Here is a 15,077-nt window from a genome sequence, read left to right as displayed (position 1 = left end):
GACAGGATGAAATTCTATAATAGCGTCGGCCCCAACCCGCGCGTCGTGAAGCTGTTCATGGCCGAAAAGGGTATCGAGATCCCCGAGGTCACCGTCGACCTGCGCGGCGGCGAGAACCGGCGTGCGCCCTATAATGTCGATGTGAACCCCGCCGGCCAGACGCCCGCGCTCGAACTCGACGACGGCAGCTTTCTCTGCGAAATCACCGCGATCTGCGAATATCTCGACGAACGCTTTCCCGAACCCACGCTGATCGGCTCGACGCCCGAGGAACGCGCAAATACCCGCATGTGGGCACGCCGCATCGACCTCAAGATTTGCGAGCCGCTGACCAACGGCTTCCGCTTCTCCGAAGGGCTGCCTTTGTTCGAAGCGCGGCTGCGCTGCCTGCCCGAAGCGGCCGAAGGGCTGAAAGCGACCGCGCAGGACGGGATAAGCTGGCTCGACGCGCAGATCGCCGGGCGCGAATTCATCGCGGGCGACGCTTTCACGCTCGCCGACATCATGCTGTTCGCATTCCTCGATTTCGGCGCCTCGGTCGGCCAGCCGATCGACCCCGCCAACACGAATATTCTCGGCTGGTTCGAGCGGACGAAGAGCCGCCCCAGCGCCGCCGCAAACTAAGGAGACGGATGATGGCTGCAGAAAATAGCGAATTCGAATTTTGCGGGGTCAACCACCTCGCGCTCGTGTGCAAGGATATGGCGAAGACGGTCGAATTCTACCGCGACAAGCTCGGCATGCCACTCACCAAGACGATCGACCTGCCCGGCGGGCGCGGCCAGCATTTCTTCTTCGACATCGGCAATGGCGACAGCCTCGCCTTCTTCTGGTTCCCCGACGCCCCCGAAGCGGTTCCGGGCATCTCGGCGCCCGCCGCGCTGCCGACGAAGGGCAGCTTCGTGTCGGCGCACGGGTCGATGAACCATATCGCGATCAACGTTCGCGCCGACAAGTTCGACGATTATTACAACCGGCTGATCGAGAAGGGCATCGAGGTGACGCCCGTGCTGAACCACGACGACAGCCCGACGCAATCGTCGGCCGAAATGCACCCCGGCGTGTTCGTGCGCTCGGTCTATTTCTTCGACCCCGACGGCGTCTGCCTCGAATTCGCGGCGTGGACCAAGATCTTCGACGAGCGCGACGTCGCGCACGATCCGGTGCAGGCCGACGGCACGAAACGCGAAGGCTTCATCGTCGGCCGGACCCCGGTGCCCGCCGAATAGACATTCCCGAAGACACCACTGGGAACTCCTCCTGGACCCGGCCTTTGGCCGGGTTCTTTTTGGAGGGCGAAAATGGCATTTTTGGGCCAGAAGCCGCCGTGCCCTTCATCGTCATCCCGGACTTGATCCGGGATCCATTCACGCCAGCGCCGGAGGAATGGATCCCGGATCAAGTCCGGGATGACGAAGGTTGGGAACCCCCAACGCGGACGTTCTACCCCACCGCGCGGTCGCGCCCTTCCCAATAGGGCGCGCGGAGTTCGCGGCGAAGCACCTTGCCCGACGGATTGCGCGGCAGCGCGTCGATGAACTCGATGCTTTTGGGAACCTTATACGCCGCGATCCGCTCGCGCGCCCAGGCGATCACGTCGGCGGGGTCGAGCGACGCACCCGCGGCGGGGACGATCAGCGCCTTCACGCCCTCGCCCCATTTGTCGTCGGGCACTCCGATCACCGCGACGTCGGCGACGCCGGGGCAGCCCATGATCGCGCTTTCGACCTCGGCCGGATAGACATTCTCGCCCCCCGACACGATCATGTCCTTGATGCGATCGTGGACGTAATAGAAACCATCGGCGTCGCGATAGCCGACGTCGCCGGTGTGGAGCCAGCCGCCCGCGAGCGTCTCTTCGGTCGCCGCGGCGCGGTTCCAATATTGCTTCATCACGATGCCGCCGCGGATCGCGATCTCGCCGATCTCGCCCTCGCCGAGTTCGCGCCCCTCGCCATCGAGGATAGCCATCGCGGCGCCCGGCCACGGTTTGCCGCACGAAGTAAGCTTGCCCGGCAGATCGTGCGCGGCGGGCGAGAGATAGGAGCCACCGCCGGCGGACTCGGTCATGCCGTAGAATTGCACGAAATCGCAGCCGAAGGTCGCGCGCGCGCGGCGCAGCACATCCTCGGCGATCGGCGAGGCGCCATAGGCGATCGACTTGAGCGCCGGATAGGCGCCGTCGTTCGCGCCGGGCTGGAGCAGCATCATCTGGATCATCGCGGGGGCGAGGAAGGCGTGCGCGACATCTTCCTCGCGCAACATCCGCACCGCGTCGGGAGCTGTAAAATCCTTCACCAGCACCAGCCGTCCGCCTTGCGCGAGCCCCGAGAAACTAACGTTCGTGCCCGCGACGTGGAACAGCGGCATGACGATCATAACCGTTTCGTCCTCGCCATAGGCGAAGCCGTCGACCTCGGTCGCGGCTTCGAGGAAGGTGCGGTAATTGGCATTCGTCAGCACGACGCCCTTAGGCAAGCCGGTCGTGCCGCTGGTGTAGAGCTGGAGCACATCGTCGGTGAGCTCAGGCGGGTCGGCGAGCGACGCTTCGGAGGCATCGCCGAGCCAGGCGTCGAACGGCTCGAACGCCGGATGCTCGCCATAAAGCGCGATGAGGCGCGGCGGAGCCGCGAGGCCGGCGACCGCGGCGAGCGCGCAATCGAAGAAATCCTCGCCGACGAAGAGCAGCTTCGGCCCGGCATCGCCGAGGATGAAGCCGATCTCGGCGGGCGCGAGACGGCAGTTGATCGGCGCGAAACAGGCGCGCGCGCGCGCGGTGCCGAAGAAGAGCGGATACCAGCCATCGTGGTTCTTGGTCAGCGCCGATACGCGGTCGCCGGGCACAATGCCCGAAGCGGCCAGCGCGTGCGCCACGCGGTTCGACCGCGCATCGAGCTGCGCGAAGCTCGTCTCGCGGCCTCCGAATTTCACCGCGGTCGCCTGTCCCCGCATTTTCGCCTGTGCCGCCGGAATGTCCGCCAGCGTCCGGATGGCCTCCAGATCGATCATTTTGCTCTCCCAACCGTCGTTTCGACTTGAATTAGATAGAATACTAAGCAAATGTTTGGCCAGCCCAAAAATCGAGAGGATTGGCCTTGTTCGACCACCCCATATTGCCGACGACGATCGTCGGAAGCTACCCCCAGCCTGACTGGCTGATCGACCGCTTGGCGCTGAAGGCCAGCCTGCCCCCGCGCGTGCGTGCCGAGACGCTGTGGCGCATTCCCGAACCCTGGCTCGCCGACGCGCAGGAGGCCGCGACCTTGATGGCGATCCGCGATCAGGAGGAGCTCGGCATCGACATCGTCGGCGACGGCGAGATGCGGCGTGAAAGCTATTCGAACCGCCTTGCGACCGCGCTGTCGGGGATTGACCGCGAGAAACATGGCACGGCGATCGACCGGACCGGCAACGCGAATCCGGTGCCGCTCGTCTCGGGCCCGATCCGCCGCGTTGCGCCGATCGAGGCGCAGGATGCGGCGTTCCTGCGCCGTCATTCGACCAAGCCGGTGAAGCTTACCCTGCCCGGTCCCTTCACGATGACGCAGCAGGCCGAAAATGGCTATTATCCCGACGCGCGCGCGCTCGCGATGGATTATGCCGACGCGGTCAATGCCGAGGTGAAGGACCTGTTCGCCGCCGGAGTCGACGTCGTCCAGCTCGACGAACCCTATCTGCAGGCACGCGCCGCCGAGGCGAACAGCTATGCGATCGAGGCGATCAATCGCGCATTGGACGGCGTCGGCGGGACGACCGCGCTGCACATCTGCTTCGGTTACGCGATGGTGCATCACGGCGCGGGGGCGACGGGGCCGAAACCCAAGGCTTATGATTTCCTCGCCGAACTCGAAGCCTCGGCGATCGACGTGATCTCGGTCGAAGCGGCGCAACCGGGGCTCGACCCCTCGATCCTCGCCGAGCTGCCGACCAAGACGATCATGTACGGCGTGCTCGACCTGTCGATTCCGGAGGTTGAGACCCCCGAAGTCGTCGCGGACCGCATCCGCGAGGCGCTGCGCTATGTCGATGCCGAACGCCTGTGGATCGCGCCCGACTGCGGTATGAAATATCACAGCCGCGAGCATTCGCAGGCCAAGCTGAAGGCGATGGTCGACGGGACCGCGCTGGTGCGGGCGGAACTGAAATAATATCCTAAGCCCAAATCCGTTCGTGCTGAGCTTGTCGAAGCACCGTTCTTCCTTCTGTCGCTGAAAGAAGGACGGCCCTTCGACAAGCTCAGGGCGAACGGAATTTTGTTTATGCCAATTATTCGTCGATGAACGCCGTCAGCAACGGCACCACCGCCTCGGGCGCCTCGACCGTGGGCAGATGCCCGGCGCCCGCGATCACCTCCAACCGCGCGCCCGGAATCGCCTCCGCAATCTCGTCATGATGCGCGCGGCTGGTGATCCCGTCCTTCTCGCCCCAGATCAGCAAGGTCGGCACCGCGATCTCACCCAACCGCGGGCGGCTGTCGATGCGCGCCATGATCGCGCGTTGCTGCGCGAGAAAGGTATCGGCGCCGGTGTCCGCCGCCATCGCCCGCGCGATGCCGAGCAGGCGGGCGTCGCCACGCTTCTGCTCGGGAAACAGGATCGGGAGGCGTTCCTCGACGACCTGATCGAAATTGCCGCTCTCGACAAGGTCGATATAGCCCTGCCGCCGCGCGGTCTGCGCCGGACCGTCGGCCGAGGCGAGCGTCGAAATCAAGGCAAGCTTCGCGACGCGCTCGGGCGCCCGGCGCATCACCTCGAAAGCGACGAAGCCGCCCATCGCGTGACCCACCAGCACGAACTTCGGCGGGGCGTTGTCGAGCAGGCGCTGCGCGAAGCCAGCGATCGTGTCGTCGCTCCGGTTGTCGGCAACGATGATTTCGCGGTCAGGCCAGGCGTCAAGCAGCGGCTGCCAGACGGCGTCGGTCAAAAGCTGGCCGGTTATGAGGACGATAGGAAGCGACATTAGACCACCTGATGAAGAAGGGTTTCGCCCGCGGCAAGGCGGCGGCAATTTTCATGCGCGACGGTCAGACTGCGCACGAGCGTTTCGGGGGTGAGCCACGCGATATGCGGCGCGAGCACCGCATTCGGCAGCCCGAGCAACGGGTTGCCGCGCGACAGCGGTTCTTCGGCGAAGACGTCGAGCCCCGCGCCGCGCAAGTGGCCCGAGGTCAGCGCCTCGACCAGCCGCGCCTGATCGACGAGTTCGCCGCGCGCGGTGTTCACGAGCACCGCGCCCTTCTTCATCGCGAAGGGGTCGATCGACGACCGGGTTTCATCGGTGAGCGGGATGTGCAGCGAGACGATGTCGCTTTTGGCGAGCAGCCGGTCGAGCGGCCAATATTCATATGGCACTTCGCGCGCACCGCGCGCGGTATACACGACCTTTGCCCCCAGCGCCGCTAGCACCGGCGCCAGCAGTTGTGCCGAATTGCCGAAGCCGACAAGACCGACCGTGCGACCGCCGATCTCGCCAACACTGTCCAGCTCGGACGGATCGGCAGTCCACCCTTCGCCTCCGCGCGTGCGGGCGTCGAAGAAGCAGGTCCGCCGCAGCACCGCCATCATCAGCGACAGCGCCATTTCGGCGACCGCCTGGCTGTTGGTGCCGGGCATGTTGCACACCGCGACCTTATGCCCGCGGGCAGCGTCGAGCGCGATGGTGTTCACCCCGACGCCGAGTTTCTGGATCAGCTTCAGTTTCGGCGCCGAAGCGATGAAATCGCCCGTCACCGGAGTCAGCACATGAAGCAGCGCGGTGATGTCGGGCGCTACCGCGTCGAGCGGCGCGGCTTCATCGACATGGACGACCACGCCGGGTCCGAAGATCGCATCGACCGCTTCGCGGAAACCCGGGCTCGGGCGGGCGTGGAGGACGATCATGCCGCGACCCGGCCGATCGAACCCGCGAAGGCCGAAAAGCCCGCGAATTCGGCATCGGCACCCATCGCTTCCTCGATCCGCAGCATCTCGTTCCACTTCGCCATGCGTTCCGACCGCGTGAAGCTGCCGACCTTCAATTGCCCCGCGTCCCAGCCGGTCGCGAGATGCGCGATGGTGACGTCCTCGCTCTCGCCCGAACGCGCCGAGACGATCGCCCCCCAGCCGCGCGCCACCGCCGCATCGAGCGCCGCCTTCGCCTCGGTAACTGTGCCGACCTGATTGACCTTGATCAGCGCCGCGTTGCACACCGCCGCCTCGCCCGCGCGGGCGACGCGTTCGGCATTGGTGACGAGCACATCGTCGCCGATGATCTGGACCGTATCGCCGATCGCCGCGGTCACCGCCGCCATCGTCGTCCAGTCGTCCTGCCCGGCGGGGTCCTCGATCGATAGGATCGGATAGCGTTTCGCCCATTCGACGATCCGCGCCGCCATTTCCTCGCCCGACAGCCGTCCGTCGTCGAGCGCGAGATCATAGCCGCCCGCATCGCCGAGCTCGTTCGCGGCGATGTCGAGCGAGATAAACACCTCCTCGCCCGCGCGGTGCCCGCTCGCCTCGATCGCCTTGGTCAGCGTATCGAGCGCGTCTTCGTTCGACGCGAAGTTGGGCCACCAGCCGCCCTCGTCGGCGACGCCCGACAGCGGTCCCTTCGCCTCCATCAGCCTGCCCGCGGCGCGATAGACATCGTCGGTGATCTCGAGTGCGCGGCGAAAGCTGCCCGCTTTCGGGCACATCACCATGAAATCCTGCACGTCGGTGCGCCGTCCCGCGTGCGCTCCGCCGCCGAAAATCTGGATCTCGGGTAGCGGGACGCGCACCTTGCGCCCGCCCGCGAGATAGCGCCACAGCGGCTCGCGCGCATCGGCAGCGGCGGCATGAAGCACCGCCATCGACACCGCGACGATGGCGTTCGCGCCGAGCCGCGCCTTGTTCGGCGAACCGTCGAGGTCGCACAGCGCCGCGTCGACCGCCGCCTGATCGCGCGCGTCCATCCCGGCGATCGCGCCCGCAATCTCCGACCCGATCCCCGCGACCGCGCGGTTGACACCGAAGCCGCCGAACGCTTCGCCGCCATCGCGCAGGTCGATCGCCTCATGCGCGCCGCGCGAGGCGCCGGCAGGCGCGATCGCACGCCCGACCGCGCCCGATTCGAGCACGACCTCGGCCTCGACGGTGGGCCGGCCGCGCGAATCCCAAAGCTGGCGGCCGGTGACGGAGGCGATACGCGAGGTCATGCAAACTTCCTTTTCCAGTTGGCGACGAGCGCGTCGATCGGTTGCGGCGCGAGGATGAGCACGCGCGCCTGATCGCGCACGATGCGCTTGTGTTCGGGGTCGGTAAGATAGGGTGCGGGCGATTTGCCCTCGACGCGCGCGAGGAGCAGCGTCGCGGTGAGCTTGCCCGTGCGGAGCAGCAGACCGTCGGCATCCTCCCAATCGATACCGGCGCGATAGGCGACAACGAGCGCAGTCGCCGCCTCGTTCATTCGGGCATCGCCCGACCACACCGCTTTCAGCAACAGGTGCGTCGTGCAGAAGGCCAGATCGAAAGCCGGGTCGCCATAGACGGCGCATTCGGCGTCGAGGAACACCGGGCCATCGCCGCTGACGAGGATATTCTTGGGGCTGACGTCGCCATGGACGAGCGCGATCTTGCGCCCCGACAGGTCGGCAGCGAGCGCGGTCAGCGCGGGCGCGAGTTCGGCGTCGTGCTGCGCAACGTAGAGCAGGAAGGGATCGACGCGCAGCGCGCGGAACATCTCGTCGTTGGGAAAATCGGCGCGGTCGCCGTCCTTGTGCGCGGTCTCGGCGTGGACCGCGGCGATGCCGGTCCCGACCTGTGCAGCGAAAGCGCGGTCGACGCGCCCCGCCATCAGCTCATCCTTCCACACAGGGCAACCGGGAAGAAAGCGCATCGCGAAAGCATGGCCGGGCAGTTCGGCGAGCACTTCGGGTGCGATGCGCGCGTCCACGCCCCGGGCCCGCCGCAGCCAGCGCACCTCGCTCGTCCCGCGCTCGACCGGCGCATGCCATTCGGCGGCGACGCGAAGCTGCGGCAGCGGGCGCTTGACGACGATCGGCCCGGACGGCGTCTCAACCTTCCACACGTCGCACGACACGCCGCCGGTCAGCGGTTCGAGGACGACATCGCCCTCGCCCACCAGCCCGGCGGCGCGCAGGTCCGCGACGATGTCGGCGTCTGTCGCCACCTCACAGCTTCTCCCGAATCCATGCGCCGACAAGGTCGGCGGCATTCTGGCGCTCTTCGATCGAGTCCTCGAAATAATGCGCGCCGGGGATGAGTTCGAGCTTCTTGTCACCGCTCCCAAGGAAATCGAAGATCTTGCGCGCGTCGCTCGGAAAAACGCCGGTGTCGGCGGTGCCCTGCACGACCAGCGCGGGCGTGTCGTGCTTGGCGAGGTGCGGCTGCCCCTGGCACGGCGAGGTTTCGAGGCTCCACATGTTGAGCCAGGTCTTGATCGTATTCGCGCGCCCGATGCTCGGCGTGCGGTTGGCGATGGCGGGATCGCCGCGATAGCACCAATTGGGCTTGCGATCCGACGGGTCGATCGCGGGGTCGACGCAGCGGATATCGCCCCAGCAGCGAAACATCGGGAAGATACGGTCGGGGATGCCGGCCTCGTTGAGGCGCTTCAGTTCGGCCTTCGCCCAATCGGTGATCCGCTGGTTGCGCGCGCGCTGGGCGGCACGATATTTGGCGATGAAATCTTCCGAATAGGGCGGACCGTTGTCGGGGTTGAACGGGTCGAGTTCGGGGTCGGTGGCGACCGGATCATTCTCGTCGATCACCGACGCATCCATCCAGTCGGTGAGCACTTCGGGACGCCCCTGATGCGCGTTGAAGCTGATATAGAGGTCGCCTTTGACGAGTTGCGCGATCGCATCCTGCCCGACCGACGGCAGGCGGTCGGTCAAGGTCGGCGCGATCGCCTCGGCCTGATAGGCGCCCATCAGCGAGCCGCCGCCCGAATTGCCGAGGATGACGATCTGCTCGACACCCGCTTCCTCTTTCAGCCACTTCATGCCGACGCCGATATCGAGCACCGCATGTTCGAGCAGGAACTGATCCTCGACCCCGCGATAGCGCGTGTTCCAGCCGAGGAAGCCGAAGCCCTGGCGCGCGAAATAAGGCGCGATATAATGTTCGGAGAAATCGACGTTGTAATGCGTCGCGATGATCGCGACCTTCGGCCGCTTGCCGCTTTCGGTCCAGTAGATGCCCTGGCACGGACGCCCGCCCGCCTGAATGCGCGGCGCGGTCGGCGACACGCGCCCGATAAATTGCGCGTCCAATCCTTCGATCCCATTCGGGTCCATCATCGTCTCTCCTAATTGTCGATTGTGTCAGCGGATGACTTCGAAAGGCAATTTATACCCCTCCAGCCCCGCACGGATCGCCTTCTTGTCGATCTTGCCCGTCGGGCCGAGCGGGATTTCATCGACGAACAGCACGTCGTCGGGCATCCACCAGCGCGCGATCTTGCCGTCGAGAAAGGATTTCAGATCGTCGGCCGAGGCTGCGCAGCCAGGCTTGAGCTGACAGAGAAGGATCGGCCGCTCGTCCCATTTGGGATGCGCGATACCGACGACCGCGGCGTTGGCGACCGCCTCGTGCCCCATCGCGATATTCTCGATCTCGATCGAGCTGATCCACTCGCCGCCCGACTTCACGACATCCTTGGCGCGGTCGGTGATCTGCATATAGCCTTCGGCGTCGATCGTGCTGACGTCGCCGGTGTCGAAAAAGCCCTCGTCGTCGAGCACCTCGCCACCCTCGCCGCCATAATAGGCGCCCGCGATCGTCGGCCCCTTGATCATCAGCCGCCCGGGGGTCTTGCCGTCGTGCGGCAGGCGATTGCCGGCATCGTCTATCAGCTTCATTTCGAGCCCGCAGAGCAGCCGCCCCTGCTTCAGCTTATACGCCATCTGCTCGTCATCGGATTTCGCGTCGACCGACGCATTGGGCACCGACACCGTGCCGAGCGGCGAGGTCTCGGTCATGCCCCAGCCCTGGATGACATCGACGCCATAATCGTCGCGAAAGGCGCGGATGATCGATTCGGGGCACGCCGAACCGCCGATCGTCACGCGCTCGAGCGTCGTGAAACGCTTCCCATTCTCCTGCATATAGGTGAGCAGCATCTGCCACACCGTCGGCACCGCGGCAGAGTAAGTCACGCCTTCCTCTTCGATCAGATTATAGATCGATTCGCCGTCCATCCGCTGCCCGGGCAGCACGAGCTTCGCGCCGACCGCCGGCGCCGAATAGACGACGCCCCACGCATTGGCGTGATACATCGGCACAACGAGGAGCACCGTATCGCGCGCCGACAAGGCGAGCGCATCGCGCTGGAGCGTCATCAGCGCGTGGATATAGTTGGAGCGGTGCGAATAAAGCACGCCCTTCGGATTGCCCGTCGTGCCGCTGGTGTAGCACAGCCCGCACGCGGCATTCTCGTCGAAGCCGCCCCAATCATATTCGGCGGGCTGGCCGGCGATCCAATCGTCGAACGCGGCCGCCGGAAAGCTGGTGTCGGGGAGCGAAGCGCGGTCGCAAAAGAAGATCACCTTCTCGATCGACGGGACTAGTGGCAGCAACTCTTCCACCAGATCGGCGGTCGCCGGGTCGGCGATCAGAAGCCGGTCGCCGGCATGGTTCGCGATATAGGCGATCTGTTCGAGGAACAGCCGCGGGTTGAGCGTGTGGAGCACCGCGCCCATGCCCGCCGCGCCATACCATGCCGCGAGGTGCCGCGATCCGTTCCACGCCATCGTCGCAACGCGGTCGCCGGGCTTGATCCCTTCGGCGGCGAGCGCATTCGACACGCGCTTCGCATCGGCATGAATGTCGGCATAGGTCGAGCGGGTGACGCGTCCCTCGGCATCGCGCGACACCACCTCGCGCGCGCCATGCCAGTTCGCCGCATGGTCGATGATCCGGTCGACCGTCAGCGGCACATTCTGCATCAACCCGTCCATGCGGCCCTCTCTCCCTTGTCGTTACAATAGGTAGTATACTAAGTATTTTGCCTTTGCAACGCCAGCCAGCCTTGCTTCGCCCGCATCGCTCTTCTAGCGTGATCGCGTCGGCACCCCGCCGGCAACAGGGGCACAGCATAGCGTCATATGCGCACAAACCAGCTTATCATCGCGCTTTTTCAACGCTTCTGCTGGCTCGACGAAGGACTGCAGGCGCGGCTTCACGATCATGGCTGGCCCGACGTCAATCGCCCGCAGTCGATGATCATGACCAATATCGTCAGCGGCGTCGTGCGCCCGTCGGACATCGCGCGCAATCTCGGCGTGTCGCGGCAGGCGATCCACAGCACGATCAACCAGATGGTAAAGCTCGGCATCGTTCGGCTCGACGTCGATCCCGACGATCGCCGCCACATGATCGTCTCGCTGACCGACCTTGGCGCGCGCATGCGCAAGGATGCGCAGCGATCAATGGACGCGCTCACCGCGCAGATCGCCGACCGGCTGGGGCAGGACAAGTTCGACGCGCTGCTCGCAGCGCTTGAAGCCGATTGGGGCGACAATATCGTGCGCGCGCCGGCCACTTCGCGCAACCGCTAAGCTGCAAGCGCCTTCGCAACCGCGACCAGCCGCGCGGCGGTCATATCCACCAGCGACGCGGGCAACGGCTCCTTCAGACTGCCGTCCTCGGCAAAGGCCGCGTGCGCATTCGGCACGAGCACCTGTTCGGGGATCACCAGCATCTGGATCGTCGACAGGATCTGGCGCAGATGCATCAGCCCGCGCAGCCCCCCGAACGGGCTGATCGACGCCGACATGATCGCCGCCGCCTTGCCGCGATAGGCGGAGAGCGCGACAAGGCTCTCGTCGCCGGTCGGCCGCGACGCCCAGTCGATCGCATTCTTGAGCAGCGGCGGAAGCGAACCATTATATTCGGGCGACACGAACAACAGGCCGTCTTGCGCGGCGAACAGCGTTTTGAGTTTCAGCGCATCGGGCGGGAAGGTACCGGCCTCGAGCGCGGCCGAATAGAGCGGCAGGTCGAACGTCGCGAGATCGACGCGCGTGACGCTTGCGCCCTGCGCTTCGAGGCTGGCGGCGGCGAGTTCGCCCAACGCGCGGTTATAGGATCCCTCGCGAATGCTCCCGACGATGACGGCGATGCTGGTCATTTTTCCTCCCGGACAATATGATTAGAATACTAACTTATTGTCCGGTCGCGGCAAGATCAAGCGGTCAGGCCTTGATGTCCGAAAGCACCGCGAGCTTGCGCGTTTCATCGGCGAGATTGTCGATCACGCGGCGCATCAGCCCCTGCAACACCTCGACCTCCTCGTCGCTCATGCCCTTGGTGGCGATCTCGTGAATCTCGGCGTTCATCGGCGCGAGGATCAATTCGAGCTTCTTGGCGTGCGGGGTCAGATGGATGAAGGTCTTGCGCCGGTCGTCGGCGGTCTTCTTGCGCGTGATCAGCCCCGCCTTTTCCAGCCCTTTCAGCGCGACGACGGTGGTCGGCTCGCGCATCCCGACGCGTTCGCTGAGTTCGCGCTGGGTAATCCCGTCCTCGCGCCACAGCTGGCGCAGGAAACGCCACTGCCCCGCCGAAACGTCGTGCGTCAGCGTGCGGCGTTCGAGCAACCGCGAAAAGGAGCGGAAGACGACGCGCGCGAGGTAGCCGATGCTGTTTTCAGGATCGGTATAATATTCGGCCGGATGCCGGTAATCTTTTGTTTTCTTGACCAAAATCCTGCTCCCCTGTCGCAGCGTCGGGTGCCCGCCCCGCGCCGGGTTGAATCTTAGGACGCGAAGGTTCGCGCGGCAACCATCTTCGTCGTCGCTTCCCGCCCCGTCGCCGTTCCAACCCCGCGATAATGTTGGACAAGATTCGCTTATCAATATACTTAGCATACTAAGTTAATGGAGGCGATGTGCAAAAATTCATCCGGGTGAAAGCGGTCGCGGCGCCCTTGCCGCTCACCAATGTCGACACCGACATGATCATTCCCGCCGAATATATGAAGGCGCTGACGCGTTCGGGGCTCGGCCGCCATCTGTTCCGCGCGTTGCGCTATGATACGGACGGCCGCGAACGCGCGGATTTCATCCTCAACCGGCCCGCCTGCCGCGATGCGCGGATTCTGGTCGCCGACCGCAATTTCGGTTGCGGTTCGTCGCGCGAACATGCGGTGTGGGCGCTCACCGACTTCGGGGTCCGCTGCGTCATCGCGCCGAGTTTCGGCGACATCTTCGCGGGCAATGCGCGCAAGAACGGCCTGCTGCTGATTCGCTTGCCCGATGAAGACTGCGCCCGGCTTCGCAGCGAGATCGAGGCGGCGCAATATGCGCCCATCGAGGTCGATCTCGAAGCGCAGCGCATCCGCCTCGCCTCGGGCGAAACGATCGCTTTCGACTTCGATCCGGGCGACCGCCGCATCTTGATGGAGGGGCTCGACGATATCGACCGCACGCTGCGCCACGCCGACGCGATCGCGCGGTTCGAGGCGGCGATCTAGTCGAGCATCGCCGGCGACGCGATACATCCCGCTATCGCGCTCGCCGCCGCGAGCGCCGGGCTCATCAGATGGGTGCGTCCGCCGCGCCCCTGGCGATTTTCGAAATTGCGGTTCGAGGTCGCCGCGCAGCGTTCGCCGGGGTTGAGCCGGTCGGCGTTCATCCCGACGCACATCGAACAGCCGGGCTCGCGCCAGTCGAACCCCGCGGCGCGCAGCGTGTCGGCAATGCCCTCCGCCTCGGCCTGTCTTTTGACCAGCCCCGATCCCGGCACGACCATCGCCCGGATGTGCGGCGCGACATGGCGGCCGCGCACGATGTCGGCGGCGACGCGCAAATCCTCGATCCGGCTGTTGGTGCAGCTGCCGATGAAGATTCGGTCGAGCCGCTGCCCGGCGATCGCCGCGCCGGGGGCCAGGTCCATATAGGCGAGCGCCCGCGCCGCAGCGGCACGCGCGTCGGGATCGCCCAGCGTCGCGGGATCGGGAATATGACCGTCGATCGCGACGACCTGCGACGGGTTGTTCCCCCAGCTCACCATCGGCCGCACGTCCCGCGCATCGAATTTCAGTTCGCGGTCGAATGCCGCGCCAGCGTCGCTGGCCAGCGCCGCCCAGCGCGCCGCGGCCGCCTCCCATGCTTCGCCGCGCGGCGCGGCCGGACGGCCCTTCAGATAGGCGAGCGTCGTCGCATCGGGCGCGACCAGCCCAGCGCGCGCGCCCATCTCGATACTGAGGTTGCAGAGCGTCATCCGCGCCTCCATCGACAGAGCGCGCACGGCGTCGCCCGCATATTCGATGACATGCCCTCCCGCGCCGTCGACGCCGATCATCCCGAGCAAATGAAGCGCGAGATCCTTGGCGTGGACATGCGGCGTCAGCGCGCCGTCGACGGTCACGCGCATGTTGCGCGAGCGGCGCTGACGGATCGTCTGCGTCGCCAGCACATGTTCGACCTCCGACGTCCCGATCCCGAAGGCGAGCGCCCCGAAAGCGCCGTGGGTCGAGGTGTGGCTGTCGCCGCAGACGATCGTCATCCCCGGCTGCGAGCGCCCCTGCTCGGGCCCGACGACATGGACGATGCCGCCGCGCGGATCGCCCATCGGGAAATTCTCGATCCCGAAGCGCCCCGTATTCTCGACCAGCGCTTCGAGCTGCGCGCGTGCTTCGGCGTCCGCAACGCCCGCGGGGCCTGCCCTCTGTCCCGTCGTCGGGACATTATGGTCGGACAGCGCGAGCGCGCGCTCGGGCCGCCGCACCGCACGGCCGGCGGACGTGAGCCCGGCGAAGGCCTGCGGCGAGGTCACCTCGTGCAGCAGGTGCAGATCGATGTAGAGAAGCGTCTCGCCATCATCCTCGGCAACGGCATGCGCATCCCAAATCTTGTCGTAGAGCGTGCGGGGCCGCGTCACAGCATCCCCAACGTTTCTTTTCTCGGCCCCATATATCCGAAGAGGAAAGCGGCGACTTTGCGCATCTGTATTTCCTCGGCGCCTTCGGTGATGCGATAGCGGCGGTGGTGTCGGTAGATATGTTCGAAGGGTTTATGGCGCGAGTAGCCGATGCCGCCATGGACCTGCATCGCGCGGTCGGCGGCTTCGCAGACGAGGCGGTTCGCCCAGTAGTTG

The 15,077-nt window shown here is 65.7% G+C and carries 16 protein-coding genes; 5 read left to right on the top strand and 11 right to left on the bottom strand.

All coding sequences use genetic code 11. From position 1 onward, the window contains the following. Positions 1 to 6: 6 nt before the first annotated feature. Together VFG17_RS13490 and VFG17_RS13485 are read left to right on the top strand one after the other, a co-directional pair. Positions 7 to 624, top strand: coding sequence for a glutathione S-transferase (locus VFG17_RS13490; protein WP_325029907.1), 618 nt, complete (start codon positions 7 to 9; stop codon positions 622 to 624). Positions 625 to 635: 11 nt separating this feature from the next. Beyond that, entirely contained in the window at positions 636 to 1,229 is a 594-nt protein-coding gene (locus VFG17_RS13485; RefSeq protein ID WP_325029906.1) for a VOC family protein, read from the top strand. Positions 1,230 to 1,443: 214 nt separating this feature from the next. Here VFG17_RS13485 and VFG17_RS13480 read toward each other — a convergent pair whose 3' ends face one another. After that, a complete protein-coding gene (locus VFG17_RS13480; RefSeq protein ID WP_325029905.1) occupies positions 1,444 to 3,009 on the bottom strand; it encodes a long-chain-fatty-acid--CoA ligase in 1,566 nt (521 codons plus the stop codon). A gap of 80 nt (positions 3,010 to 3,089) precedes the next feature. Here VFG17_RS13480 and VFG17_RS13475 point away from each other — a divergent pair, with 80 nt between their 5' ends. Continuing rightward, positions 3,090 to 4,148: a 5-methyltetrahydropteroyltriglutamate--homocysteine methyltransferase gene (locus VFG17_RS13475; protein WP_414712953.1), complete on the top strand. Its 1,059-nt coding sequence runs from the start codon at positions 3,090 to 3,092 to the stop codon at positions 4,146 to 4,148. Positions 4,149 to 4,266: 118 nt separating this feature from the next. On the opposite strand, the gene VFG17_RS13470 is transcribed toward VFG17_RS13475, so the two are convergent. The 6 genes from VFG17_RS13470 to VFG17_RS13445 are packed head-to-tail and all read right to left on the bottom strand — an operon-like array spanning position 4,267 to position 10,939. Further along, complete coding sequence (locus VFG17_RS13470; protein ID WP_325029903.1) at positions 4,267 to 4,959, bottom strand: alpha/beta fold hydrolase; 693 nt, start codon at positions 4,957 to 4,959, stop codon at positions 4,267 to 4,269. Further along, positions 4,959 to 5,879: an NAD(P)-dependent oxidoreductase gene (locus tag VFG17_RS13465; protein WP_325029902.1), complete on the bottom strand. Its 921-nt coding sequence runs from the start codon at positions 5,877 to 5,879 to the stop codon at positions 4,959 to 4,961. The genes VFG17_RS13470 and VFG17_RS13465 overlap by 1 nt, the downstream gene beginning before the upstream one ends. Further along, positions 5,876 to 7,174, bottom strand: a complete 1,299-nt coding sequence (gene eno, locus VFG17_RS13460) for a phosphopyruvate hydratase (protein ID WP_325029901.1) — start codon at positions 7,172 to 7,174, stop codon at positions 5,876 to 5,878. Before eno ends, VFG17_RS13465 begins: the two co-directional genes overlap by 4 nt. Continuing rightward, entirely contained in the window at positions 7,171 to 8,148 is a 978-nt protein-coding gene (locus tag VFG17_RS13455) for a phosphotransferase family protein (RefSeq protein WP_325029900.1), read from the bottom strand. The genes eno and VFG17_RS13455 overlap by 4 nt, the downstream gene beginning before the upstream one ends. Before the next feature lies 1 nt (position 8,149). Further along, on the bottom strand, positions 8,150 to 9,280 hold the full coding sequence (locus VFG17_RS13450; RefSeq protein ID WP_325029899.1) for an alpha/beta hydrolase: 1,131 nt from the start codon (positions 9,278 to 9,280) through the stop codon (positions 8,150 to 8,152). Between the two features lie 24 nt (positions 9,281 to 9,304). Further along, positions 9,305 to 10,939, bottom strand: coding sequence for a long-chain-fatty-acid--CoA ligase (locus VFG17_RS13445; RefSeq protein ID WP_325029898.1), 1,635 nt, complete (start codon positions 10,937 to 10,939; stop codon positions 9,305 to 9,307). 147 nt (positions 10,940 to 11,086) lie between these two features. Between VFG17_RS13445 and VFG17_RS13440 the strand changes: the two genes are divergently transcribed. Next, a complete protein-coding gene (locus tag VFG17_RS13440) occupies positions 11,087 to 11,539 on the top strand; it encodes a MarR family winged helix-turn-helix transcriptional regulator (RefSeq protein WP_325029897.1) in 453 nt (150 codons plus the stop codon). Here VFG17_RS13440 and VFG17_RS13435 read toward each other — a convergent pair. Then, positions 11,536 to 12,111: an NAD(P)H-dependent oxidoreductase gene (locus VFG17_RS13435; RefSeq protein ID WP_325029896.1), complete on the bottom strand. Its 576-nt coding sequence runs from the start codon at positions 12,109 to 12,111 to the stop codon at positions 11,536 to 11,538. The two genes, VFG17_RS13440 and VFG17_RS13435, sit on opposite strands and share 4 nt — an antisense overlap. A gap of 64 nt (positions 12,112 to 12,175) precedes the next feature. Beyond that, the gene (locus tag VFG17_RS13430; RefSeq protein WP_037553978.1) at positions 12,176 to 12,682 is read right to left on the bottom strand and encodes a MarR family winged helix-turn-helix transcriptional regulator; all 507 of its coding nucleotides are present in this window, start codon (positions 12,680 to 12,682) and stop codon (positions 12,176 to 12,178) included. A 185-nt stretch (positions 12,683 to 12,867) separates the two neighbouring features. Between VFG17_RS13430 and leuD the strand changes: the two genes are divergently transcribed. Next, positions 12,868 to 13,452 carry a 3-isopropylmalate dehydratase small subunit gene (gene leuD, locus VFG17_RS13425; protein ID WP_325029895.1) on the top strand — a complete coding sequence of 195 codons (585 nt, stop codon included), beginning with the start codon at positions 12,868 to 12,870 and terminating at the stop codon, positions 13,450 to 13,452. On the opposite strand, the gene leuC is transcribed toward leuD, so the two are convergent. Beyond that, the gene (gene leuC / locus VFG17_RS13420) at positions 13,449 to 14,861 is read right to left on the bottom strand and encodes a 3-isopropylmalate dehydratase large subunit (RefSeq protein WP_325029894.1); all 1,413 of its coding nucleotides are present in this window, start codon (positions 14,859 to 14,861) and stop codon (positions 13,449 to 13,451) included. The two genes, leuD and leuC, sit on opposite strands and share 4 nt — an antisense overlap. Continuing rightward, a partial coding sequence (locus VFG17_RS13415; protein ID WP_325029893.1) for an acyl-CoA dehydrogenase family protein occupies positions 14,858 to 15,077 on the bottom strand: 220 nt, incomplete at its 5' end. The genes VFG17_RS13415 and leuC, both read right to left, overlap by 4 nt.

Origin of the sequence: Sphingopyxis sp. (genome assembly GCF_035686825.1) — a bacterium.
Lineage (GTDB): Bacteria > Pseudomonadota > Alphaproteobacteria > Sphingomonadales > Sphingomonadaceae > Sphingopyxis.
This window is presented reverse-complemented; position numbering and strand designations above follow the sequence as displayed.